Below are 23,803 nucleotides of genomic sequence, written 5' to 3'. Positions count from 1 at the left end.
ATATAGCAATCCGTGTAGGAATTGAGAGAATGTTTGTTCCCTGCTCCCTGCTCCCTGCTCCCTGCTCCCTGCTCCCTTTGCTATATAATAATTAAGGACTGATTAGATTTTCAGAGTGTTCCGACTCCCGACTCCCGACTCCCGACTCCCGACTCCCGACTAGTCACGGGTCTTGGTTAACCATTAGAATCGATTTAATTTTTCGTTTGATTCGATTTCCGTTTTTGTCCACTCTGCCATAAATGATTTTGCCGTTATAATAAAGAGCGGAGGAGCTTCCTCCATCTAGATTCATGGCTTTTTCCACCCCGGCAGTTTTCAGGAAGGTAGCCAGGGCTCTGAAGGACATACCGGAATTTCTGGGAGCTTCTGGTTTTTGAGCCACCATTACTAACAAGATGCTGCCATCAGGAGTAATACCGACTGCACTTCTAGCATTGGGTCGGCTGCTGCCTAGGGCATCTCGTATGACTTTCCGATTTTCTACAGCTACAAAACCTTCGGTTACTGATCTAATTTGTGGAACCAGCAACGGACCACTGCCTAGGGCATCTAATAATTGACAACCGGGGGGGGGTGGTTCACTGTGTAGAGTAATATCATAGCGGACTGTTGACCCACAACGGTATCGCCGAAATTCTGATCGATTGAGAATTTTATCCATGTAGGGCTGTAAGTTGGGATTTTGGATCAGCCCCTGGTTGTCACGGGGATCTGCTACTAGTTGCCCTTGCTTGATTACAATCGAGGTGGTCTTCTGATTTTTTGGGTCAAAAAAACCGCCGTTGATGGCAGCTACAGCTTGGTGCTTTTGGGCTAAATCTTCTAAGGTGATTAACTGTTCCGATATGGCAGGAGTAACGGAAAATCCACTTTCAGCTGGAATTAATAAGGTGTGAACCACACTAAAGTCTAGACTATGGGATTGGTATTTAATCTGTTTCTGGGGTGGGGAAACATCTGAAGAGAGGGCATCGGGTAGCTGGTGATTCCGGATAGATAACCACCCAACCGCTAAACCAATGGCAATCAAGCTCAGCCCAAGGATTTTTCTCACGTTGTTTTTGCTTAACTAGTCAACCGGATTTGACATCATAAAGCATAATCCGATGACCATCGTAATCGCAGAATGCTTGTTCAGTGAAATTGAGGTTTGGTGGTCTAGTAAAGTAATTGGGCTCAATGGTGTCAAGTCCCAGTTCACGGATTTTCTGAATGGTTAGGGTCAGGTCTTTTACTCTGACCACCAGTGCTAGAGGATAGGGAGTGGTAGGGGTGGGTAATTCAATTCCTTTGACTTCGGTCAGAGCCAGGGCTCTAGGTTCGTCTTCTGTACTGAGTGATGCAAATTTGAGCTGAGCAGTTTTGGGAAACTGAAACACTGGGTAGAGGTAAGAGTCTGGGGATGCTTCAGCGAGATAGTCGAGCTTAAATCCTAGAATATCTCGGTAAATGGTGAATGCTCGTTCGAGATCAGCAACGACTAAGCAGGGGCGCTTGATGTGAAGCGCATCTAGATTAGGGGTATTGGGGTTGGCTGAGGGCTGATTGGTTTCCATTCACCCACCTAATTTTACCTTAGCTAATTATATAGCAAAGGGAACAGGGAATAGGGAATAGGGAATAGGGAATAGGGAATAGGGAGTAGGGAGTAGGGAGTAGGGAGTAGGGAGTAGGGAATATGGCATCAAAAATTATCACAATTTATTTATGATTCCTATAGCTTAAAGTTACCGTAAGCATTCAGGCGTCCGCTGTCAGCCTAATGCTTACAATAAACCCAGCGTAGGGTGCGGATCGCGCAAACAGCATAATTTAAGATTTCGAGATTAATCAGAATTTAAAGTCTGGGTAAAAGCCCATCTCAGGGCTGATAGCTGATAGCTGATAACTGATAGCTGATAGCTGATAATTTAGCTATCAAAAAAGTTTGCGATCGCATTCGCAAATCCCTCAAATGTGCTGTAATTTTCGGATACAATAGAAACAGTTAATCCCAATTTTTCAGTATTAGCAGCGGTATAGGGACCAAAGCAAGCAATCACACAATGGTTATAATCCTGGGGGGAGTCAAGCATTGTCAAAAAAGCGGTCACTTCTGCGGTGCTACTAAAAGCAATAACATCTATCTTGCCTTGACGAATTAGATTTAATTCTACATCATAGATATTTTTATCCAAAATTCGAGTTTGATAGGTAAATACTGGAGTGACTTTCATGGCCAATTCCTGTAAACCTGAAATAAAATTTGGGATGACATTAGGCTCTGGTATCCCGACCACCTCTGGAATAGGAACTAATATAGTTTTCTGATCAATAGTTGGATAGTTAGACAATTCAGTAACAATTCCGGTTGGGCTAGCTTCAGCCGGAACTAAATCAGCTGTTACTCCAAAATCAGACAATCTTTCGGCATCTTTTCCAATCGCAGAGAGTTGACAATTTTTCAGCACAGATGTAGAAATACCCAAGGATGCCATGCGCTCAAAAAAAGCGTCTATTCCGTTGCGGCTAGTGAAGGCAATCCAATCAAATTTATGAATTTGTCTGAGAGCAGCATCTAATTCAGGGGAATTGCCTAACAGACAGGTTTCAATAGTTGGCATCACTATGGGAAGTCCACCCTGGTTAATGATTTGTTGAGATAACCGAGACCCATAGATTCTTGGTGCTGTGACTAAGATTCTTTTGCCATAGAGAGGGAGTTGATTGGAGGGAGATAGAGGGTGCATCTTTTTATTGTAAATCTATATCAAGACAGGGAACAGAGAACAGGGAACAGTAGTCAAGAACTCCAAGGAGTTTTTACTGTTATCTATAGCCTTAATATTAAGGATATATTTATAAATCCTATAGATAACATTTATAACTATATTTTATTTGAAAAAAAAATCACAGTTTTTTTGAATACCAAAAATTATTATATACTTAATTAAATCTTGCCTCTTGCCTCTTGCCTCTTGCGTTTCCCTAAGAGATTCTGTTCACAACTCAAATGGAAATGCTATATAACCATCCTAGGCCGAAACTATTAAAAACATTAATTAATATAGCGTTTTCCATACTTATAAGGTACATTCAATTTTGTTACCCCGTCTTGATGCAGCCGCTGATGGGGTTTAGCCCATCAGCGGCTGCATCCCTACTCCCTACGGGTGCATCTCATTAAAGCTGTTTGACCCTGTGGTGCGTTACGGGGCGGGCTGTCCCAACTCTGACGACGAGACGGAAAATGATTGCCAGCCCGTCCCTAACGCACCCTACGCAACTCCCTGTTCCCTGTTCCCTTTGTTATAGATGAACAAATTAGCACTTATCTTAAAAAATCCCTTTTTCACGGAGATCAAGTGGATCCTAAGCCTGTTCCTGGCTGCCCTTTTCCTTTGGGGTATTTTTCTGGGAAACGTACCCCTACGAGACTGGGATGAAGGCACCAGAGCCCTGATCGCTAGAGAAATCTATCGCACGGGTAACTGGCTCCATCCTACTCTGTGGGGACAACCTTATCTACTTAAACCCCCTTTGATGGATTGGTTGATTGCCTTAAGCTATAAACTAGGGGGTGTCCAAGAATTCACTACTCGTTTGCCTGGTGCTTTTTTGTCAGCGTGTGGAGTACCACTGCTCTATTTAGTAGCACGAGAACTATTCGTTGAACGTGTCAGTGCTATGTTTGCGGCTAGCGTCTACTTGACCCTGTTGCCAGTTGTGCGCCACGGACGTTTGGCGATGCTGGATGGCATGATCAATACTTGGTTTTTGCTGTTGCTATTGTGCTTACTTAAAGCTTGTCAGGCTCAGTCTTCTTGGGCAATTGGGATCGGAGTTTGTTTAGGACTAATTACTTTTACAAAAGGTCTATTAGTTGTGCCTCTAGGGGCAATTGCTTTGGTCTTTCTCCTAGCAAATAACACCTTATGGTTGTTGAAAAGTCGCTATTTCTGGTTGGGCATAATCCTAGGTTACGCACCGGTTTTGGTTTGGTATATTGCCCAATGGCAACATTATGGAGCAACCTTTTGGCATGTTCATTTTCTCTCTCAAGGATTTGCTCGCATCTCTGAAAAGGTGGAAGGGAATCAAGGAACACCCTGGTATTATATTTTGGAGTTAATTAAGTATACTTTCCCTTGGCTATTGTTTTGGCTAGGAGGATTCTATCTAGCTTGGCGAAAACCCCTCACCACTTGGGGGAGTTTAATTTTAATTGGGACTATCGGCTATTTGACGATTATTTCTATGATGGCAACCAAGCTGCCCTGGTACATTATGCCTGTGTATCCCTTTTTTGCTATAGCTGTTGCGGCTAAACTCACTGTATTTTGGAAACATTGGAGTCGTTATCCTAAGATTTTAACAATTATTTTAGGATTTATTGGAGTAGCTGGTTTAGGGGGATGTATTTATTTTATCTTGGCAGATCCCCAACCGGTTTTAATCATTATGGGTATGGTGGTAACCATAACTATGACCCTAGCGGCTTGGAAAATTAAACAGCAAAACCGCAATTTCATCCCAATTTTATTGATAGGGATGTACATAACTTTAGTATTATTAATGAGTTCTCAATCTTGGCTGTGGGAGTTAAATGAAGCATTTCCAGTTAAGCCAGTAGCAGCTTTGATTCAGGAACATACGGCTCCAGGGGATATTATCTATACGTCTTTTTCCTATCAGCGTCCTAGTTTAGATTTTTATAGCGATCGCAAAGTGATTCCCCAAGATCAAAACACTTTAAAACAGTTGTGGTCAACTCAATCTTACCTGCTGTTGGACAACTCGACGTTGGCGGCTTTGCAATTACCTAACCAAGTATCTTTAGGCACTGCTGAAGGGTTTACGTTAGCTAGAGGGGTGGGAGTAGGGAGTAGGGATTAGGGAGTCGGGAGATGGGGAGATGGGGAGATGGGGAGATGGGGAGATGGGGAGTGTCAATCGAGAGTAGAAAATAGCTCTGCCCAATCAATCACTGATGGTCTTGCTCCCTGGTTTATCAGCTCAAAAACTTTTCCGACCGTAACAGGGTTAGCAATGGATTCTACACAAGCTGATGCCACATCAATCCGGCTAGCTTGACCTGATAAAGTATCCCCTGTACCTAATACTAACCCTAATTTTCCTCCTGTTGTCGCTTTCAACAGAGTGTTTAAATCATAGGAGGTAAACGGACCGTCGATCAGTCGTCCTGCACGAATAATAGTATAGGGTAATCCTGAATTAATGATGATTTCTTCTGCCTTTTTTTTGGCATCGAGTACACCAAAGGAATTAAGAATACTATAGGGTGGTTTATCTTTCCGTAGCACACCACAAGAGGATACAAAGATAAACCGCTTGAGATTTTTAGGAGCTGCTGCTACCAGGTTGCTAACTCCTATAGCATCAACTTGCTCAGGACTATTTTTGGCTTTAGTACGACTGTAGCTGGGCTTGAGATAGATCTTGAGCCACTCGATCACATTTGGGAATCCTTTCGCCTGATCTATTGTGTCGAAATCCCACTTTTGAGAAGGGAAAGCAGTAGTTCCAGTACAACAGATGATATGAGTGACATTTTTTATGGCAGGGGGGAGGCTAGGGCGTGTCTTCAAACTCGGAGATCCCCCTAAATCCCCCTTAAAAAAGGGGGACTTTGAGTATGACTCCCCCCTTATTAAGGGGGGCTGGGGGGGATCTAAATCTTGCGGAAAACTTTGAAAACACGCCCTAGAGGGATAGCGGATGTCACCAACAATAATCTCCACTCGGTTATCAAACATTTCCTGAGCTTTTTCAGCACTGCGAGTCAGAACACTAACCTGAAAACCTTTCTCTAGTAGCTTGGCCACCGTTAGCTGTCCCACCCCACCTGTAGCACCTGCCACCAGTACTTTCTCTTTTGAAGTCATCACCCCTGCTCCTCAAGTCTCAACTGGAATTGCAAACAAGTATATAGTAGTTATGGGTTTTAGGGAGCAGGGAGCAGGGAGCAGGGAGCAGGGGAGTGTGGGGAGTGTGGGGAGATGGGGAGATGGGGAGATGGGGAGATGGGGAGATGGGGAGCGATGGCCTTTTGGCCACGCTACGCGATTGACCTATGGTCACGCTACGCGAACGCATTAAACAATTTCACCAATCCCAGGATTATTCTTGCTAATCAAAATTGTAAGCTATCAGCTGATAGCTGATAGCTGAACGCTGATAGCTTACTTCGATTCTTAAGATTTTACAGAATCCAAAATGTAATTAGTCCCCAATAACCGTAAAAGTGAAAGCACTATCCTCAGGACTCACTGGAGTAGAAGTTACTACGAAAAATTGATCGGGACTGACATCAGTAATTGCAGCAGACATATTAAAAGTCCGCCACGGCGGACCATATATAGAAACAGTAGGTGCTGGCGGACTTAGGAAGTCTTCTTGAAACTCTATAACATAAAAACCGTCGTGGATTTTGTTGGTTGTGAAGCCCTTGCCATACATTACAGAACCATCTGAATCAACAGCTCCATAAAGCTCACGAGCTTGAGCTACAGCAGGGTTAGCAACGAACACAGACAAGCACAAAACAATTAAAAGGAATAGGGAAGCAACTTTCTTCCCGATAGACTTAAAATTCACTATCCTATCTCCATTTGATTATCATGTTCAACCTAAAACTTTTATTGTCTCAGGTTGCGATAACAACTTACCACGAAAAAAGGAGACATTCCCCAAAGCCTTAACATTTTCTCAATATTTTTTTAAAATTAATCTGTGATAGTAAACCAATATCTCTTACTTGGTCAAGCAAAGAAGGTAAGTGTGGGAATATCGGAAGTATTGGGAGCGATTGCCTTTCGGCCACGCTACGCGAACGCATTAAACAATCTCACCAATCCCAGCATTCTTATACCTAATTGAAATAAGGCATTACTTTCAACAAAATAACCTTCAACAAACTAACCTTCAACAAACTAACCTTCAACAAACTAACCTTCAACCAAATAACCAAAAAAATAGCCGCAGAAATACTATCCACGGCTAGGAAGTTACCTTATGTCATTCAGTTTTTTCACCTATCCAGACGTGACCCTATGGGATTAGACCCGATGGGTTAGCCGGGGGGAAAACCCCCCAATAATTTAACGTTTTACGGGATAATCAAGTACTTGACGCTAATTGTGATGAACTCTCCCGGAATACCCGTAGGCTGAAGAGGAGTCCAGTCGGAAATCTCCGTGTAACGGAGTACATACAGGGTATGCATCGTATTAAGTATGGCCTTGCGAGACCCCTTCAAAATGTGCTGAACAGGGATTTTTTTTGGGGAAGACTCGTCAGGAGTATTGTCTGAATTAGGCGGTAATTGTGAAGGCATAAGGTGAACCTTTTGCTTTTGATTAACAGTTATAATCATAATGGTTATTACTTAAATTGTCAAGGGTTTTGTAAATTTATTTTTGGGAGAGTAAATTTAAATAAAGCGATCGCATTTGTTTAGCGTTGGCGTAGCGTATATTTCAGATAATCGCGTTTTTTTTGAGTAGTATTTTTCGGGAATTGGGAGTCGAGGTAATAAATTTACTGGATATAGGAATTATATTTCCCATGAGGTGCAAAGAGATCCCCCTAAATCCCCCTTAATAAGGGGGACTTTGAGAAATAGATCCCCCTAAATCCCCCTTAATAAGGCAGGGCTGTTTCATTCTCGCCAAAAATAGATGGGGAGATGGGGAGATGGGGAGATGGGGATAAAAGGAGCGCGAATACTCAGGATTTTGGGCAAATTTATCTAACCTTCCTCGAAGGCCGAATCACGAATTGTTAGTCATTGGAGTTGTTTACTCCCAACTAATTTGTCAGATTTTAATGACTAAATTGGCGGATTTTTCGGGAAATTTTAGTTTATTTCCCTATCCCCCTATCCCCCTATCCCCCTATCTCCTTTTCTCGTTAACTTATTAAAGTTTGAAACAGCCCTGCCTTAATAAGGGGGACTTTGAGAAAGAGATCCCCCATTATTCCCCTTAATAAGGGGGACTTTGAGAAATAGATCCCCCTAAATACCCCTTAATAAGGGGGACTTTGAGGTTGAGAAGTTTACCTCATACATCCAATAAACGCTATATCATAAGTATGATCAACCCTAGGAAGTATTCGCGTATCGTTTCTGTCAGAGCATCGCTTTTTATTATGAGTAGCATCGGGTATAGTAAATCGTGAAACTCTTCAACTAAAGTTGTATTTTTATTTGTGCTATGATAAATTATCAGGAGGTTAAATTATCTATTCATAAATCCTATAGAATAGCGCTTCTATTAGTAATGAAGTAAACAGTATTTTCACCGATTACCGATTCCCTACACCCTACACCCTATTCCCTACACCCTACACCCTACTCCCTACTCCCTACTCCCTACTCCCTTCCCTATCTATGATTAACTCTGAATCCTTAAAAGCTATCGAAAACGCTAGACTAAATGACAACATTGGTAAGCCCCTTTATGACTCCTATTGTTTCTCCCAGATTCCCCAGATGATCTATCATCTGCTCACCGGTCAAGGAAACATGGGTTTACCTAGGAGTGTATTAGGAGAATTACCGGATCGCTATGATAAGGTTATTTTGATTTTTGTTGATGCTTTCGGGTGGCGCTTTTTTCAGGACTATGTTGAACAATCGGAATTTTTGAAGCGGTTTGTACTGGAAGGTGTTGCTTCTAAATTGACCACCCAGTTTCCTTCTACAACTGCTGCTCATGTTACTACTATTCACTCAGGGCTTCCGGTTGGTGATAGTGGTGTTTTCCATTGGTTTTACTATGAGCCGCTGTTGGATGATATTATTGCTCCCTTGATGTTCTCGTTTGCGGGTGATAAGCAACGGGGAACCCTACACACCACTGGCATTTCTGAGCAAAACCTTTTCCCTACCCAAACTCTCTATCACAAATTGCAACAGTATGGTGTGCAATCTTATTGTTTTCAACACTACAATTATGCTTACTCTCCTTTTTCACGAGTGGTGTGTGATGGGGCAACTACTATTTCCTACAAAACTATTCCTGAAGCATTAGTTAACCTGACTGAAGCAGCGATCGCTGAATCCGAGAAGAGCTACTTTTTCCTGTATTTGGATACTATTGATGGCATGGCTCATAAATACGGTCCTGACTCCCTGCAGTTCCAGGCTGAAGTTAGCACACTTTTGCTAACCATGGAGCGACTTTTATATCAGAAGGTAGCTGGTAAGCTGAAGAATACACTGTTACTAATTACCGCTGATCATGGACAAATAGAGATTTCACCAGAGACTACTATTTATTTAAATCAGCTTACTCCTTCTATTGAGCAGTTTATCAAGAGGAATGCCCAAGATAAGTTGTTGGTGCCAGCGGGGTCATGTCGGGATATGGTGTTGTACATTCAGGAAGACCATTTGGATAAAGTCTATGATTTGCTTACGGAGCAGTTGGCAGATCGAGCAACAGTGTACCGCACTACGAGATTAATTGAAGAAGGCTATTTCGGTACAGGTGAACTCTCGCCACTATTGCTGAATCGGTTAGGTAATTTAGTGATTTTACCGAATAAGTATGAAACCGTTTGGTGGTATGAAGAAGACCGTTTTGAACAACATAAGTTGGGCGCTCATGGGGGATTGTCAAAGGAAGAGATGGAAACGATTTTGTTAGCGATTGAGTGTTGAAGGGTTAATAGGGTTGAAGGTTTGGTAAGGTTGAACGCGCACGCGTGGCCAAAGGCCAAGGTTGAACGCGCACGCGTGGCCAAAGGCCAAGGTTGAACGCGCACGCGTGGCCAAAGGCCAAGGTTGAACGCGCACGCGTGGCCAAAGGCCAAGGTTAGTTGGTTGAAGGTTGAACGCGCACGCGTGGCCAAAGGCCAAGGTTGAAGCTTTTAGGGTGGGCAAAAACCGTTTGCTTCACATCAGTATTAATGATTAGATTAGTTTGCCCACCCTACTTTAATTGGGATTTTTGTTTACTACTCCCAAAAAAATACTTTCTACGGCATACTCCTTTGGGAGTATGCTTAACCTACATTTAAACAGTTATGGCATCAGCAATAAAGCCATAGTCCCCTGAAGATTCAGCAATGCCAGCTTTTCCCCCCAGATCAAGTCGGTGGATGTCTCAAGCGCACCTGCTGTAAAACTTGGAGTGGAGCCGACAGATTCCATAAGTATTTTTACTTGGCTATAAAAAATTTTTCTACTTTTTCATAATCTTCCTTCTTAGGACAGATAGCTAAATAGGTACGAACAGTAAATTCATTTCGAGGAAGTTGCTGAATAGTTTGAATAGGATGAGTATCCCACCCTGTTCATTCCTTAATTCAGCAATGCCTCATATTTCAGGGGATTAATCGTTGATGAAGGCACAAATTTTGATCAAACCAGGGCTAATGGCAGCTACAGTAGTGGCTGTGATCGCGATCAGGGGATTTCCCCTACTACCATGGGGACAGACGGGTATAGCCCAAGCTCAAGAAAGCTCACCATCAACTGAGCTAACCCAGTCTGTCATTAAAAGCAAGCTAGCAGAAGCCTCTCGACTTGCTCAGCAAGCGGGGGAGTTTTACCAACAAGGAAAGTACTCAGAAGCCATCCCCCTAGCAGAAAAAGCATTAGAGATTCGTAAACAAGTCCTAGGAGAGGAACACCCTTATGTGGCACAAAGCCTCAACACCCTGGCGGCACTGTACTCTAGCCAGGGCAGGTACCAAGAGGCGGAAACCCTCTACCAGCAAGTCTTACAGCTGAACAAACCCTTGCAAGGAGAGAACACCTTTATTGATTGAATTTCTACCAAAGATATAGTCGAGCTAAGCCAATGCCTATTCAAAAGTATTCATTGCCAAACGAGAACCAAACCAAAGTTGAAATTTCTTGGAAAAATCTTTGGTTCAATTGGAAAGATATAGCTGTTAGTCTTGACGGTCAAGAAGTTGGTCGAGTTCCTAACCAAAGAGCATTGAGGAAAGGACAAAAATTTTACCTTCAAAACGAATCTATATTACAGGTAAAATTAGTGGGTGGCTCTTTTCGTCTTGGTATTGAAGATTTGAAAGTATATCTAGATAACCGAAAATTAAAAAAAATCAAAATATTATTAACTCCTATAGATAAATGGAAAAGAGCTTACAAAATTATCTATATGATTGGTTTTTTCACTCTAGTATTTGGTATCCCATTTAGTATAGTATCTAGTATAGCATCACAAGGTCAAGCCAATTATAGTGAACCCACTATAATTGGGATTTTAGGTGGAATTTACTTATTACTAGGATACTTAGTTAAGCGTAAATCATTACCTTTTTTAAGAATAGCTACAACACTTTACGGTTTTGACACATTATTGTATTTGCTCGGTTTATTCATTTCAAATAATCCTATTGCAGGGATATTTGCTCTTTATTGGAGATGGAAATGGTTAGGATTTATGTGGAAAGGGATAGAAGGAATACGTCAAATTAATTCTCAACACCATCAATATGAAGATGGAAAAATAAAACTAACATAAATCTCTTGACTTGCAGAGCAATGGTAAGAAGTGTGCCAACAGTAAGCATTTAGGCTTCAGTGGCCAGTGGCCAGCTTCGTAGGGTGTGTTAGGTAAAAGCTTGTAGGGTGGGCAAAAAGCGATGCAGCGCGGTCTTGGGGGTTTCCCCCATGAGCGACTGCATCAAGACACCGTTGGCTTCAAATGAGTATTAATGATTTAATTAGTTTGCCCACCCTACTTTAATTGCTATTTTTTTTTCTGATATAGCAATCCTAAATCAATTCAGAGAATGTTTGTTCCCTGTTCCCTACTCCCTGCTCCCTACTCCCTGTTCCCTGTTCCCAGATCCGCTGTTCCCTTTGCTATAGCTGATAGCTAATAGCTGATAACTGAACCACTACTCCCTAGGGTCTACTCCTTACGGCCTATTCCCTAAGAGCTATAGTGTTTTTACTACTTATGAGTTATATAAGAGTTTTTTCCTAATTTCTCCAAATAGATAAAAAAAGATCTAAACTACAAAAGAATCATCCCTGCTATTGAGTTGTCAAATTATAGATGACTACTTCTGAGCTAGAAACTGCCCTTAATTGCTATCGAGAAGCACTCTCTAACCTAAAAGAGTCTCAATCTCCTCAAGTAAAGGAAGTGCTAGAGATTTTCAATGCCAGGGATGCTGTGCAGGCCGTTTGGAGTCAGTGTAATCACGTATCTGCAACTGATCAACAGCGACTGGTTGAGTTGGACCGTGAGCTTAAGAGCAAAGCAGGGCAGATTACCAAAGTCATGGACTTAGCTGAATACCGAAATAGTTTTCAGCCTCCCGCAGCAGCTTGGTGGTGGCGATTGGAAACAGAAGCACCACCCCATCTCTCGGACCGCTGGGATTGGTTGTGGAGAGGGCTGACGATGGGCAGTTGGACAGTGAATCTGAGCTTGTTGGTGGATATTGTGCCCCGATTTCTGAGTGCTGGCACCGGAGTTGCGGGAGTGGCAGTGGTGGCGTTTCCGAGTATCTTAACCCTATTGCAAGCCAGAACCGAACTGACCCAAGCCGGAAAAGAAGGGTTTGAAAAATTACCAAAAGATTTTGGTAATCGCGCCCCGTCCTTCGTTCGACGGCTTTTTTGACGGTTCTGTACTAAGTGTGCTAGTATTAATGTATAAACATACACCCATGAATTAAGGATAGATATTATCTAAAAAATAAATAGACAACGTAAAAAATATGTAAAAGATACATATTGCGTAATTTTGTCTAACGACTTTAAGGTCTATGAAAAATTTAGATATAAAAAAGTATCTATCTCTAAAAAAAAAGTAAAAGTACTGTGGGGCACACAGGAACTTGGATCCTAGATCCGAACGCTTATGGAGAGCTGTCCTCTACTCTTTCTGGTTCCGACCAGGTTGAGCAAGACGGCTCTGTGAAGTAAGAATCCCCGTCTCTTCAGAGCGGCGAGTGTCAATCAACAGGCTGCGTATTCCCAAGCATTACCATGAGGAATCCAAATTTGCTTCCACATTGTTGCTGTTTGGGATTCTAGTCCTATTATCGTTGAACAAGCCAGCTTTTTCCGATTGGTACAATCGCCAGGGACTCAAGAAATATAATCAGGGGCAATTGGCTGGTGCTGAAGCTGACTATCTTCAGGCTTTGGCTCTCGATCCAGATAATGTCAACGCTCACTATAATCTAGGGTCCCTCTACCAAGACCTGCAAGAGTTGGATAAAGCCAAGAGTCAATATCAATTCGCTGTTAAGGGGAATTTCATTAAGGCTCATAACAATTTGGCTCGCTTGTGGATATTGGAGAATAAACCAGAATTGGCTACGCCTCTGCTGTCGAAGAGTTTAGCCGCAATCAATATCCTTGAACGAGCTTTGAGTACGACAGGGCATGTCGGAACTTGGGTTGTAGACCCGAACGCTTGCGGAGATTTGACCTCTACTCTTCTTGGTTCCGACCAGGTTGAGCAAGTCGAGTCTATGAAGCAAGAATCCCCGCGCCTTTAGGCCGGAGAGTGTCAATGAGATTATCCCAGGAATCTGCTAGTAAAACTGCTCCCGTGTTGTTGGGTAATCCTGACTTTGACCGTTCTGCTGCTGAAGTGATTGCTAATCACGATCATAGCCATCTCCCCAGTGCCCACCTCACCCGTTCCATTGACCTATCAACCTGGGACTTTTCACCATTACCAGGCACCGCTGAGGAAGTAAAAGGAATCGGTAAGAAGCTAGAAGTAGCCCCTCTACTGGGGGCTCAGGCCACAGAATCAGCAGTCAAAGGAGTCAATAGTCCCAGGATACTGCATATTGCTACCCATGGTTTCTTTGAGAATGCTCCCAATCAAAAACTGTCCACACTCTATGACAATCCCATGCTGTTGTCCGGACTAGTGCTAGCAGGGGTTAAGCAGAAGCCTACAGGGGCAGAGAATGGGGTACTCACTGCCTTGGAAGCCGTAGGACTTAAGTTGTCTGGCACGGAGTTGGTGGTTTTATCCGCTTGCGATACCGGTTCCGGACGGATTAGTTCAGGAGAGGGCATCTATGGCTTGCGTCGGGCTTTTGTAATTGCCGGTTCACAAACTCAGCTGATCAGTTTGCGCAAGGTAGAGGATAAAGCCACCAAAGAGCTGATGCTAGCTTACTATCAGCGCTTGCTAGACCAGAACATGGGGCGCACCGAGGCTCTGCGGCAGACTCAACTGGACATGTTGAAAGATGAGAGGTATCAGCATCCTTATTATTGGGCGAGTTTTATTGTTTCGGGGAATTGGGAACCGATGGGGGGTGTGGGGAGATAGGGAGATGGGGAGATGGGGAGATGGGGAGATGGGGAGATAGGGAGATGGGGAGATGGGGAGATGGGGAGATGGGGAGATCGCTTGTAGGGTGGGCAAAAACCGTTTGGTTCTTTTGAGTATTCTAGATTATATTAGTTTGCCCACCCTACTTTAATTGCTATTTTTTTCACTCCCGATTCCCGACTCCCGACTCCCGATTCCCGACTCCCGATTCCCGATTCCCGACTCCCTTTTTAACATGGAGAATACACAAGACTATCTACAAACCACTCCAATCATCGATTGGCAACATCCTACAATTCTGGAACTGGCGAGGACAATAGCCCTAGAGCATCAAACATCGAATGCGATCGCAAAAGCCTGTTTTGAATGGGTTCGAGATCACATTCGCCATAGCGTTGACTATCAAATGAATCCTGTCACTTGTCGTGCCTCGGATGTACTTAAGTATAAAACCGGTTATTGTTACGCAAAAAGCCATTTGCTAGCTGCCCTATTACGAGCGAATGGAATTCCAGCAGGATTTTGTTATCAGCGATTAAGCATTCATGACGATGGTGAGCCTTACAGTTTGCATGGTTTCAATGCCGTTTACTTACCTGAATTCGGTTGGTATCGAATTGATCCCAGAGGAAACCGTGAGGGAATTGATGCTCAATTCAATCCCCCAAAGGAGCAATTAGCTTTCAGTATTCGATTTCCTGGAGAAGCTGATTTTCCTAACATTTTTTATGAACCACTTCCTATAGTTATCGAAGCATTACAGGCTGGCAGTACTTGGGATGAAATGCTTGGTAGTCTGCCAGATGTTTTGTTGGAGGAATGGGAAGAATTAAGAATTAAGAATTAAGAATTAAGAATTTAGCTGCGTAGGGTGTGTTAGGGGCGGGCTCGAACTCATGTTCACGGTTGCCAGGGTTGGGATAGTCCGCCCCGTAACGCACCACCGGGTCAAACCACAAAAATGAGATGCCCCGGTTTAGGCTTCCCTCAAGAGTGGTAAATATGGTACCCATGGTAAAGGTGGTAAGTGTGGTAAGTGTGGTAAGCGTGGGGAGGGAAAGAAAAAAAAATGAGCGATCGCAAAATTATTAAAGTAAGCGATCGCTACATCCAAAACAAGCAATCTGTCCAGTATTTTACCATTCCGAAATCTTAAGCTATCCACTATCAGCTATCAGCTAATGCACTAAGCGCACGGCTGAACGCGCACGCGTGAGCTTTTAGCTCACGGCTGAATGCTTACCCGAAATCTGGAAAGGCTAAGGGATGCTATAGAAGAGCCGGTACCGGAACGCCCTAAAAAACCTTAAGCTAGAAACTGTAGGATTTAAGTCAGCAATTACGAGTGGCACGATGGTTAAAACCACCTCCAAACTCACGTTTGACCAATACCTGGAATATGATGACGGTACAGATAACCGTTATGAGCTGGTTGATGGGGAGTTAGTACAATTGCCACCGGAGAGTGAACCAAACAGTTGGAGGGCGATGTGGCTAATGTATCAATTAGCCCAACAAATCAATCCTCGTTTAATCAAGATAAACAATTGTGAATTGCAAGTTCCAGGAAATCCTCAAAACCGCTATCCTGATTTGGTAGTGCTTACGGAAGCACATCTTCTCCAAACGGAAAAACGCCTAACTATCACCCTTGATATGGAACCCCCACAGTTTGTTGCGGAGGTAGTTAGCCCCTACAGAAACCAAAATGATGAAAACTACCAACGTGATTACAGTGATAAAGTAAAACAATACCAACAAAGGGCTATTCCTGAATATTGGATTATTGACTCCCAAGGGCAATTAGTAACTGTGCTACTCTTGAAAGACGGTAGTTATCAAAAACAAGAATTTAGGGGTAATCAGCAGATTGTTTCCCAGACTTTCTGTGATTTGAAGTTGACGGCTTTAGAGGTAATCAGTGCGTAAGCTATAGCAATTATTCTTTGGGGAATATATAAATTATTCGGTTTTAGGGAGTAGGGAGCAGGGAGCAGGGAGCAGGGAGCAGGTAAGAGGGAAGCCGGAAGTGATAAGAGGTAAAAAATTCTATGTACCTCATAGCTATGATAAACGTTATAATTTAGGGTACCTAAATGAATTTTGATAATTTTTATTCCCTACTCTCTACTCTCTGCTCCCTACTCCCTACTCCCTACTCCCTTACCCAATTACTTTTTCCATCCTAAACCGTTCAAACCCTACCCCACTGAGGAATACAGTTTCCGGTTCAATAATAGTAAATCCCTGTTTTAGAAAGAAATACTTAGAAATTCTGCTAGCTTCAGTATAGAGACAATTAACCCCTTGCCTTAACGCTTCATCTTCTAATTGTTGGTAGATCGCTGTAGCATAACCCTGGCGATAGTAGTCTTTTGCCGTAAACAGTAAATCAATGTGATTAGCGGGATGTAATTGACCAAAAGCCGCTATATTCTTGCTATCAACCGCAACAAGTGTTATTCCCATACTCAGCCGTTTCGTAAACTGGTCGATATCCTTAGGATAGGATGACCAAATCTCTACTTGTTTACTATTATACGCTTGTGAAGCTATCCCCATGATAGCATTTTTGTAGACATCTACAACAGCTTGGGCATCTGATACTTGGTAGTTACGGATTAACATCTGTCTCAGAGATTACTCTTGCCTATTGCCTGTTGCCTGTTGCCTACTCCCTGCTCCCTACTCCCGTCTTGATGCAGTCGCTCATGGGGGAAACCACGGCAGTTGCTCATGGGGGGAACCCCCAAGACCGCACTGCCTCCCCAAGACCGCGCTGCATCGCTACTCCCTACTCCCTAAAACCTACTCCCTGCTCCCTGCTCCCTGCTCCCTAAAACCTAAGAATTTGTCCCTGACCGAATTGTAGCTATATAAATAATTAATTTACCAAATTAATGAAATAGTTAAAACAAATCCAGGTAAAACATCTTCTCCTGATAATGTTTTTGGGTTGTCTAAAATGTCTTTTTCTTTCCCCTGACGATAAATTTCGACTTGGCGGTTTTTCGGATTAATCAACCAGCCCAAACGGGAACCATTGTCAATATACTCCTGCATTTTGTTTTGCAGAAGTTTTAACGAATCGCTAGGTGAACGCAATTCTATGATAAAATCAGGAGACAAGGGTAAAAATTTTATTTTTTGTTCAGCCGTCAAGGATTCCCATTTAGCCAAGGGTATCCAAGCAGCATCAGGGGAAAAATTTGCCCCATTAGGCAGTGTAAATCCCCCCGATGAATCAAAAGTTATTCCTAATTGAGTTTGCCGATTCCATAAGTTTAACTCAAAATTAATATCTGAATTCCGCTTACTCGTTTCCCCTCCTGTGGGTGGCATAATACTTAAGCCTCCTTTAGCAGTCCGTTCTAATTTTAAGTCACGGTTGGCGGCACAAAGTTGATAAAATTGCTCATTGGTGATTGGGGTACTTTGTGGATTGTTTAAAATTAATGGATTCATGGTTGATATCCTTGATTATGACGGTTGTTGCAATAAGCTCCAATGTTTACAGTGTTTTTCATAACTATCAGGTAAACATGATTTTGCACCTATTCCCTACTCCCTACGCCCTACTCCCTGCTCCCTACTCCCTACTCCCTACTCCCTACTCCTGAAAGAAGTGTAAGCTGTTTTGAGGGCGTTTATACCAATCTACTATGGCAACCATTAACGACAACTACCTCAAACTCAAAGCTGGCTACCTATTTCCCGAAATTGCGCGACGGGTCAATACTTTCGCAGAAGCCAATCCCGATGCTAAGCTAATCAAGCTGGGGATTGGTGATGTTACTGAACCACTACCAGCCGCCTGCCGCACCGCCATAATCAAAGCTGTTGAAGAAATGGGCGATCGCGCCACCTTCAAAGGTTATGGTCCAGAGCAAGGCTACTCTTGGTTAAGGGAAAAAATTGCTGCCCACGATTTCCAAAGCCGGGGGTGTGAGATTGAGGCTGGGGAAATTTTCATCTCCGATGGCTCCAAGTGCGACACTGGCAACATTCTCGACATCTTTGGGAACGATAACAAGATTGCCGTTACTGACCCAGTTTATCCCGTGTATGTAGACACCAACGTGATGGCTGGTCATACCGGGGATGCTAATGATGCTGGTAAGTATGAGGGTTTGGTTTATCTACCGATTACCGCCGAGAACAACTTCACCGCTGAGATTCCCTCCGAGAAGGTTGATTTAATTTACCTGTGCTTCCCCAATAACCCTACCGGAGCAACCGCTAGCAAAGACTACCTCAAAACCTGGGTAGACTATGCCAAAGCTAATGGCTCGGTCATTTTCTTTGATGCAGCCTACGAAGCCTTTATCACTGATCCAGACCTACCCCACTCCATCTACGAAATTGAGGGAGCAAGGGATTGTGCCATTGAATTCCGCTCTTTTTCCAAGAATGCAGGCTTTACCGGCACCCGCTGTGCATTAACAGTAGTACCAAAGACCCTAACAGCCAAAGCATCCGATGGTTCAGATGTAGAACTGTGGAAACTTTGGAACCGCCGCCATTGTACTAAGTTTAATGGGGTTTCCTATATTGTACAACGAGGCGCTGAAGCCGTTTATTCTGAAGAAGGCCAAGAGCAAGTTAAAGCACTAGTTAACTTCTATCTGGAAAATGCCAAAATTATTTGCGATCAACTAACAGCTGCTGGATTAACCGTTTATGGTGGCGTAAATGCCCCTTACGTTTGGGTCAAAACACCTAATGGTCTATCCAGTTGGGATTTCTTTGATAAATTACTCAACACTGCCAATGTAGTCGGAACCCCTGGTTCTGGATTTGGTGCTGCCGGGGAAGGCTATTTCCGCATTTCCGCATTTAATAGTCGGGAAAATGTAGACGAAGCGATGCAGCGGATTACCGATAAATTCAAAGTTTAGTTGCGTATTTGCGTAGGGTGCGTTAGGGGCGGGCTAGAAGTCATGGTCTCGGTCGTCATGTTGGCATAGCCCGCCCCGTAACGCACCACCGGGTCAAACTGATTGTCTCGGTCGTCAGCGTTGGGAAAGCCCGTCCGAGTCAGGAAACGGGCAAGATGCCCGTTCCACTAAGATGCCCGTTCCACTAAGATGCCCATTCCACTAAGATGCCCGTTCCACCCACCAGGTAAAACTATGTCTTAGGATCTACACCATATTTAAAATAATAATTCGCCCCAGTTGTCGGTAAATTATTATCGGCAAATTCCCTACTCCCTACTCCCTACTCCCTACTCCCTTTTTCACAAATAAGGATAAACATTATGTCAATTAAAGTCTACGGTATCCCCAACTGCGGAACTTGCAAAAAAGCATTTAAATGGCTCCAAGATAACAGTGTTGAGTATGATTTTATCAACACAAAAGAGCATCCACCAACTGCAGAAATGATTAGCAGCTGGGTAGAAGCATTGGGCTCTAAACCCATGCGTAATACTTCTGGTAAATCCTATCGTGAAATAGGTGAAGAAAAAAAGGCTTGGACCGATGAACAGTGGGTTGAAGCCTTTGCAAAAGATGCGATGCTCCTGAAACGACCCCTATTTGTGAAGGATGGCACAGCGGTATTGGTAGGGTTTAGAGCAAATGAAGAAACGATACGAGAAAAATTGGTAATATAGTTTTTTATAGCAATTATCCATTGGTTGAGGTACTTTTTTCCTGGGTTTTAGGGAGCAGGGAGCAGGGAGCAGGGAGCAGGGAACTTCGGATCAGTAACAGAAATTAAACTAATGCTTACCTCTTTTATTCAAAAGCTGACGGCTGATAGCTGTTCCCGTAGCGTGCGCGTAGGGGATATGCTTACAAATTATAAAACTATCAAAGGGATAGAAATTGGTAGTTTAGCATAACAGATACTGAAGACCCGTCAATTTTATTACCTCTACTCCCTACTCCCTACTCCCTACTCCCTACTCCCTACTCCCTACTCCCTACTATAAAATAAACAACATTCTAAACTATCTAGCCCAAAGTTCAATGAGTAAAGAAACAGATATAGTTGTAATTGGCAGTGGGATTGGTGGTTTATGCTGCGCCTCTCTTCTAGCTCGCTACGGTTTTAACGTCACAGTCTGCGAGAGCCACTCAATCCCTGGTGGTGCTGCTCACGCTTTTGAGCGCAATGGATTCAAGTTTGACTCCGGTCCGTCTCTTTACTCAGGTTTGTCTTACAGCCCTTCTTCCAATCCTCTGCGACAACTGCTAGATGCCATTGGTGAGGATTTAACATGGGAAACCTACAATACATGGGGTTGCCGTTTGCCTGAAGGGGACTTTGACACCTCCGTTGGTGCGGATCAGTTTTGTGAGGTTCTAGCCAGGCTTCGTGGTAATGATGCTGTAACCGAATGGCGTGAGCTTCAGCGGGTGATGGAACCCCTAGCTAAGGCTGCGATCGCAATTCCCCTCACTGCCATCCGTTTTGATCTTGGCGCAGTAGTCACCCTCAGCCGATTTGCCCCCTCTTTCCTACGATATGCTGGGGATTCTATCAAGCTCAGAGGACCCTTTAGCCAGATTATGGACGGTGTTCTCAAAGACAACTTTAGCCGTAATTGGCTCGATTTGCTTTGTTTTCTATTATCCGGACTACCAGCGGATGGAACCATTGCGGCAGAGATGGCCTTTATGTTTGCGGAATGGTATCGACCAGGAGTAGTGCTAGATTATCCCATTGGTGGTAGTGGTGCCCTGGTTGATGCCCTGGTGCGGGGATTGGAAAAACATGGCGGTCAGTTGATAGTTAATGCTCATGTTGAGGAAGTGATAGTCGAGCACAACCGTGCCGTAGGTGTGCGTCTGCGGGGCAGCAAAGAAATCCGAGCCCGTAAAGCAGTAGTGTCTAATATCTCAGTCTGGGATACCCTCAAACTACTGCCAGATTCAGCAATACCAAAATCCTATCGAGCCAAGAGAAACGCTACTCCTGAGTGTGACAGCTTCATGCATCTGCACTTAGGCATTGATGCTGAAGGACTACAAAAAGACCTAGCCTGCCACTACATTATCGTTAATGACTGGGAAAAAGGTGTTACCGCTCCCCAGAATATAGTAGTGCTATCGATTCCATCCCTTCTAGACCCATCCCTAGCACCACCAGGAAAACACGTGATTCACGTTTATACTCCAGGTAACGAACCCTATGAACTCTGGCAAGGCATGAATCGTAACAGTGAAGCCTATGCACAACAAAAGCAGGTGCGTGCAGAAATCATGTGGAAAGGATTGGAGCGGATCATTCCAGACATTCGTTCCCGTTGTGAAGTCACTCTAGTCGGTACACCGCTCACCCACGAACGCTTTCTGCGCCGCCACCGAGGTTCCTATGGTCCAGCCATTCGAGCAGGAGTTGGCATCTTTCCTGGTCCTGGCACACCCCTACCTGGACTAATGTGCTGTGGAGACTCAACCTTTCCCGGTATTGGCTTACCAGCAGTTGCCGCCAGCGGGATGATTACTGCCAATACCCTTGTACCGGTTTCAAAGCATTTGGACATGCTGAAAACGATTGGGTTATAGCAAGGGAAGTAAAGGGAGCAGGGAGCAGGGAGCAGGGAGCAGGGAGCAGGGAGCAGGGAGCAGGGGGTAGTGTGGGGAGAGAAGGGAGAGCACAAGAGTGTGGGGAGAGGGGGTAGTGTGGAGAGAGGGAGGAGAGGGAAGAATTAGTTTGAAATTAATTTAGTATCTTTAAATACTTTTTTTCTCATTGTCTTGATGTAAGTTTTGATCTGAGTCAGCATCTCCCCATCTCCCCATTTCCCCATCTCCCCATCTCCCCACACCTCCCACACCTCCCACACCTCCCTCCCGATTCCCTACTCCCTACTCCCTACTCCCTTTGCTATACAACTAAGGATCACCAACTAGTAAGAAAGCAGCCCAAAAGTAGGGATGGCTAAAGTTTTGTTTTCCAAATCCTGACAATTCTGAAGATAAAGCAATTTTATTGCCAGAGCTATATAAGTGATCATTCTCAATCCGGACATTCCCTCGAATCATGGCCAACTGTGCCTGTCGCAAGGCTTCAGTTTTACTCGGTGTCTTGTTCAACTGACGGTAAAACTCAGTAGTCAGCCCCATAGCCCCTTGGTCACTGACAGACCAAAGGGTTGCTAGAGTGGAGTCAACCCCTGCCTGAAACGCTGATCCAGCAAAACCTAACTCTGCTTCCCGATTTCCCAAAGCGGTTTGGCAAGCGCTGAGTACTAACAACTCTACCGATGGCTCATAAAATAGATTTTCCAATTCATCGAGCCCCAGTTTTTTGTCCCACATTTGAATGTAAGAATTTTCAGGAGCTCCTCGATTAAACTGAGCATGGGTAGCTAAGTGAATGATCCCAAATTTCCGTTTTTTTCGTTGAGCCTTTAAATTTTTCAGAGTGAAGCTTTCGTTTAGAAAATAGTCACCTTTCCACAGTTTTTTGTCGATAATTGTTTCTAACTCGACTTTTACCCAAGGCAAATCCTGTTTATCAGAAAATTGGGAGGCTCCCATCGCCAGCAGTCGCAAGGATTGAACATTGGTAAACCGAGAATAGGTCAAACTAAGACTAGGCACCAGGCTGACACTATAATTTTCTATTAGATAGTTCTTTTGATCGTGCAGAGCAGCCAGGGGTAGGGAGCGCAACCCCTGATCCATGGCAAATATCAGGCTTTCGATCTTATTAGCTTTTAACTCAGCCTCCAACGGTCCTATCAGCCATTGGTAAAGTTGCTGAGCTGGTTTGAGATGATCCTTATCATCCTTGCTTCGGGGATTGATCAGTGTTCGATGAAAGGTTCTAGTCACAGCTAGGACTTCAGCACGATTTGCGTTATAGACTCGCCGCAGAACTGGATTACCCTCTGCTGTGATCAGCAACAGTTCTAGCTGGTCATCGCTTGTTTGTAAGCATTTTTCGGGTTCTGAAGGTAGATCAGAGGGTCGGTAACCAAATCGTCGGTCAATTTCGGCTGCTGGGATTGCTGGAGTTTGGCATCGCGTTCCTGGCAATGTCAGGGAGTTTTGGACAAAACTGACGTAAATAACCCCAGTCTTGAGACCAGTCTCCCGCTCAAGCTCACGAGTGCGATCGCGTACATCATTCTGATTATAAATTTTGCTCTTGAGCGATCGCATAAAGTATGCCTGATATTCTTCTGTGAAGGCTTGTTCTATGCCATAGACTAGGTCACTTTTAACAGTCGCCTCCAGTGTGATTGGTTGCTCTACCAATGGTGGAACCTCTGGCGGTGTTATTGATGAGTTATCCGGTGTGGGGATTTTTGAGTCTACCTGTTGTGAAACTGTTAAATCATCCGGTAGTAAAACCGTTACATCATCGGGTGCTAGGACTGTGACATCATCCGTTGGTAGGACTGTTAAATCATTCAGTGCTGTACCTCTACCGGTGTCACCATCGGTTACTATACCTCTACCGGTGTCACCATCGGTTAATATACCGCTACCAGTGTCACCATCGGTTACTATACCGCTACCAGTGTCACCATCGGTTACTAA

General features: G+C 43.9%; 25 protein-coding genes and 2 pseudogenes. 17 read left to right on the top strand and 10 right to left on the bottom strand.

Features of this window, described 5'->3' with window-relative positions; genetic code table 11:
* Positions 1-163 precede the first annotated feature (163 nt).
* From F6J99_RS15875 to F6J99_RS15860, 4 genes are all read right to left on the bottom strand, one after another.
* Positions 164-1,057, bottom strand: coding sequence for a phosphodiester glycosidase family protein (locus F6J99_RS15875; protein WP_293113772.1), 894 nt, complete (start codon positions 1,055-1,057; stop codon positions 164-166).
* 19 nt (positions 1,058-1,076) lie between these two features.
* A complete protein-coding gene (locus tag F6J99_RS15870) occupies positions 1,077-1,559 on the bottom strand; it encodes a VOC family protein (protein ID WP_293113771.1) in 483 nt (160 codons plus the stop codon).
* A 19-nt stretch (positions 1,560-1,578) separates the two neighbouring features.
* Positions 1,579-1,701 carry a hypothetical protein gene (locus tag F6J99_RS15865; protein WP_293113770.1) on the bottom strand — a complete coding sequence of 41 codons (123 nt, stop codon included), beginning with the start codon at positions 1,699-1,701 and terminating at the stop codon, positions 1,579-1,581.
* A 212-nt stretch (positions 1,702-1,913) separates the two neighbouring features.
* Positions 1,914-2,732, bottom strand: coding sequence for a uroporphyrinogen-III synthase (locus F6J99_RS15860; protein ID WP_293113769.1), 819 nt, complete (start codon positions 2,730-2,732; stop codon positions 1,914-1,916).
* Positions 2,733-3,297: 565 nt separating this feature from the next.
* Between F6J99_RS15860 and F6J99_RS15855 the strand changes: the two genes are divergently transcribed.
* Positions 3,298-4,878, top strand: a complete 1,581-nt coding sequence (locus tag F6J99_RS15855) for a glycosyltransferase family 39 protein (protein ID WP_293113768.1) — start codon at positions 3,298-3,300, stop codon at positions 4,876-4,878.
* A 53-nt stretch (positions 4,879-4,931) separates the two neighbouring features.
* Here F6J99_RS15855 and F6J99_RS15850 read toward each other — a convergent pair whose 3' ends face one another.
* Complete coding sequence (locus F6J99_RS15850) at positions 4,932-5,888, bottom strand: SDR family oxidoreductase (protein ID WP_293113767.1); 957 nt, start codon at positions 5,886-5,888, stop codon at positions 4,932-4,934.
* Positions 5,889-6,002: 114 nt separating this feature from the next.
* On the opposite strand from F6J99_RS15850, the gene F6J99_RS15845 reads away from it, so the two are divergent.
* On the top strand, positions 6,003-6,167 hold the full coding sequence (locus F6J99_RS15845; RefSeq protein ID WP_293113766.1) for a hypothetical protein: 165 nt from the start codon (positions 6,003-6,005) through the stop codon (positions 6,165-6,167).
* A gap of 58 nt (positions 6,168-6,225) precedes the next feature.
* Here F6J99_RS15845 and F6J99_RS15840 read toward each other — a convergent pair whose 3' ends face one another.
* Positions 6,226-6,600 (bottom strand): hypothetical protein, encoded by a 375-nt coding sequence (locus F6J99_RS15840; protein WP_293113765.1) that lies wholly within the window; start codon positions 6,598-6,600, stop codon positions 6,226-6,228.
* Positions 6,601-6,735: 135 nt separating this feature from the next.
* On the opposite strand from F6J99_RS15840, the gene F6J99_RS15835 reads away from it, so the two are divergent.
* Positions 6,736-6,882, top strand: coding sequence for a hypothetical protein (locus tag F6J99_RS15835; RefSeq protein ID WP_293113764.1), 147 nt, complete (start codon positions 6,736-6,738; stop codon positions 6,880-6,882).
* A gap of 229 nt (positions 6,883-7,111) precedes the next feature.
* On the opposite strand, the gene F6J99_RS15830 is transcribed toward F6J99_RS15835, so the two are convergent.
* Positions 7,112-7,339 carry a hypothetical protein gene (locus tag F6J99_RS15830; protein ID WP_070397053.1) on the bottom strand — a complete coding sequence of 76 codons (228 nt, stop codon included), beginning with the start codon at positions 7,337-7,339 and terminating at the stop codon, positions 7,112-7,114.
* 1,056 nt (positions 7,340-8,395) lie between these two features.
* On the opposite strand from F6J99_RS15830, the gene F6J99_RS15825 reads away from it, so the two are divergent.
* The 9 genes and pseudogenes from F6J99_RS15825 to F6J99_RS15785 all read left to right on the top strand — a co-directional run bounded on the left by F6J99_RS15825 (position 8,396) and on the right by F6J99_RS15785 (position 16,229).
* Positions 8,396-9,670 (top strand): alkaline phosphatase family protein, encoded by a 1,275-nt coding sequence (locus F6J99_RS15825; protein WP_293113763.1) that lies wholly within the window; start codon positions 8,396-8,398, stop codon positions 9,668-9,670.
* Between the two features lie 683 nt (positions 9,671-10,353).
* Complete coding sequence (locus F6J99_RS15820; protein ID WP_293113762.1) at positions 10,354-10,782, top strand: tetratricopeptide repeat protein; 429 nt, start codon at positions 10,354-10,356, stop codon at positions 10,780-10,782.
* Positions 10,783-10,814: 32 nt separating this feature from the next.
* On the top strand, positions 10,815-11,504 hold the full coding sequence (locus F6J99_RS15815; protein ID WP_293113761.1) for a hypothetical protein: 690 nt from the start codon (positions 10,815-10,817) through the stop codon (positions 11,502-11,504).
* Between the two features lie 540 nt (positions 11,505-12,044).
* Entirely contained in the window at positions 12,045-12,617 is a 573-nt protein-coding gene (locus F6J99_RS15810) for a hypothetical protein (protein WP_293113760.1), read from the top strand.
* 331 nt (positions 12,618-12,948) lie between these two features.
* Positions 12,949-13,230 (top strand): annotated as a pseudogene (locus F6J99_RS15805) (tetratricopeptide repeat protein); the annotation flags it as partial.
* A 114-nt stretch (positions 13,231-13,344) separates the two neighbouring features.
* A pseudogene (locus F6J99_RS15800) lies at positions 13,345-13,503 on the top strand (RNA-guided endonuclease TnpB family protein); the annotation flags it as partial.
* Positions 13,504-13,517: 14 nt separating this feature from the next.
* Complete coding sequence (locus tag F6J99_RS15795) at positions 13,518-14,297, top strand: CHAT domain-containing protein (protein WP_293113759.1); 780 nt, start codon at positions 13,518-13,520, stop codon at positions 14,295-14,297.
* A gap of 154 nt (positions 14,298-14,451) precedes the next feature.
* Positions 14,452-15,147, top strand: a complete 696-nt coding sequence (locus tag F6J99_RS15790; RefSeq protein WP_293113758.1) for a transglutaminase family protein — start codon at positions 14,452-14,454, stop codon at positions 15,145-15,147.
* A gap of 506 nt (positions 15,148-15,653) precedes the next feature.
* On the top strand, positions 15,654-16,229 hold the full coding sequence (locus F6J99_RS15785) for a Uma2 family endonuclease (RefSeq protein ID WP_293113757.1): 576 nt from the start codon (positions 15,654-15,656) through the stop codon (positions 16,227-16,229).
* Positions 16,230-16,463: 234 nt separating this feature from the next.
* Here F6J99_RS15785 and F6J99_RS15780 read toward each other — a convergent pair whose 3' ends face one another.
* Complete coding sequence (locus F6J99_RS15780; RefSeq protein ID WP_293113756.1) at positions 16,464-16,928, bottom strand: GNAT family N-acetyltransferase; 465 nt, start codon at positions 16,926-16,928, stop codon at positions 16,464-16,466.
* 83 nt (positions 16,929-17,011) lie between these two features.
* On the opposite strand from F6J99_RS15780, the gene F6J99_RS15775 reads away from it, so the two are divergent.
* On the top strand, positions 17,012-17,140 hold the full coding sequence (locus tag F6J99_RS15775) for a hypothetical protein (protein ID WP_293113755.1): 129 nt from the start codon (positions 17,012-17,014) through the stop codon (positions 17,138-17,140).
* 49 nt (positions 17,141-17,189) lie between these two features.
* Here the strand turns inward: F6J99_RS15775 and F6J99_RS15770 are convergent, their stop codons facing one another.
* A complete protein-coding gene (locus F6J99_RS15770) occupies positions 17,190-17,765 on the bottom strand; it encodes a Uma2 family endonuclease (RefSeq protein ID WP_070396407.1) in 576 nt (191 codons plus the stop codon).
* Positions 17,766-17,782: 17 nt separating this feature from the next.
* Here F6J99_RS15770 and F6J99_RS15765 point away from each other — a divergent pair, with 17 nt between their 5' ends.
* From F6J99_RS15765 to F6J99_RS15750, 4 genes are all read left to right on the top strand, one after another.
* Positions 17,783-17,920: a hypothetical protein gene (locus F6J99_RS15765; protein WP_293113754.1), complete on the top strand. Its 138-nt coding sequence runs from the start codon at positions 17,783-17,785 to the stop codon at positions 17,918-17,920.
* Positions 17,921-17,962: 42 nt separating this feature from the next.
* A complete protein-coding gene (locus F6J99_RS15760) occupies positions 17,963-19,198 on the top strand; it encodes an LL-diaminopimelate aminotransferase (RefSeq protein ID WP_293113753.1) in 1,236 nt (411 codons plus the stop codon).
* Between the two features lie 362 nt (positions 19,199-19,560).
* Positions 19,561-19,917, top strand: a complete 357-nt coding sequence (locus tag F6J99_RS15755) for a Spx/MgsR family RNA polymerase-binding regulatory protein (protein WP_293113752.1) — start codon at positions 19,561-19,563, stop codon at positions 19,915-19,917.
* 358 nt (positions 19,918-20,275) lie between these two features.
* Entirely contained in the window at positions 20,276-21,817 is a 1,542-nt protein-coding gene (locus F6J99_RS15750; protein WP_293113751.1) for an NAD(P)/FAD-dependent oxidoreductase, read from the top strand.
* 330 nt (positions 21,818-22,147) lie between these two features.
* Here the strand turns inward: F6J99_RS15750 and F6J99_RS15745 are convergent.
* Positions 22,148-23,803, bottom strand: a 1,656-nt coding sequence (locus F6J99_RS15745; protein WP_293113750.1) for a CHAT domain-containing protein, incomplete at its 5' end; no start/stop codon positions are given.

The sequence above is a fragment of the Moorena sp. SIO4G3 genome (assembly GCF_010692305.1).
Lineage (GTDB): Bacteria > Cyanobacteriota > Cyanobacteriia > Cyanobacteriales > Coleofasciculaceae > Moorena > Moorena producens_A.
Note: the sequence above shows the minus strand (reverse complement) of the source record. Positions and strands in the feature narration are given on the sequence as shown.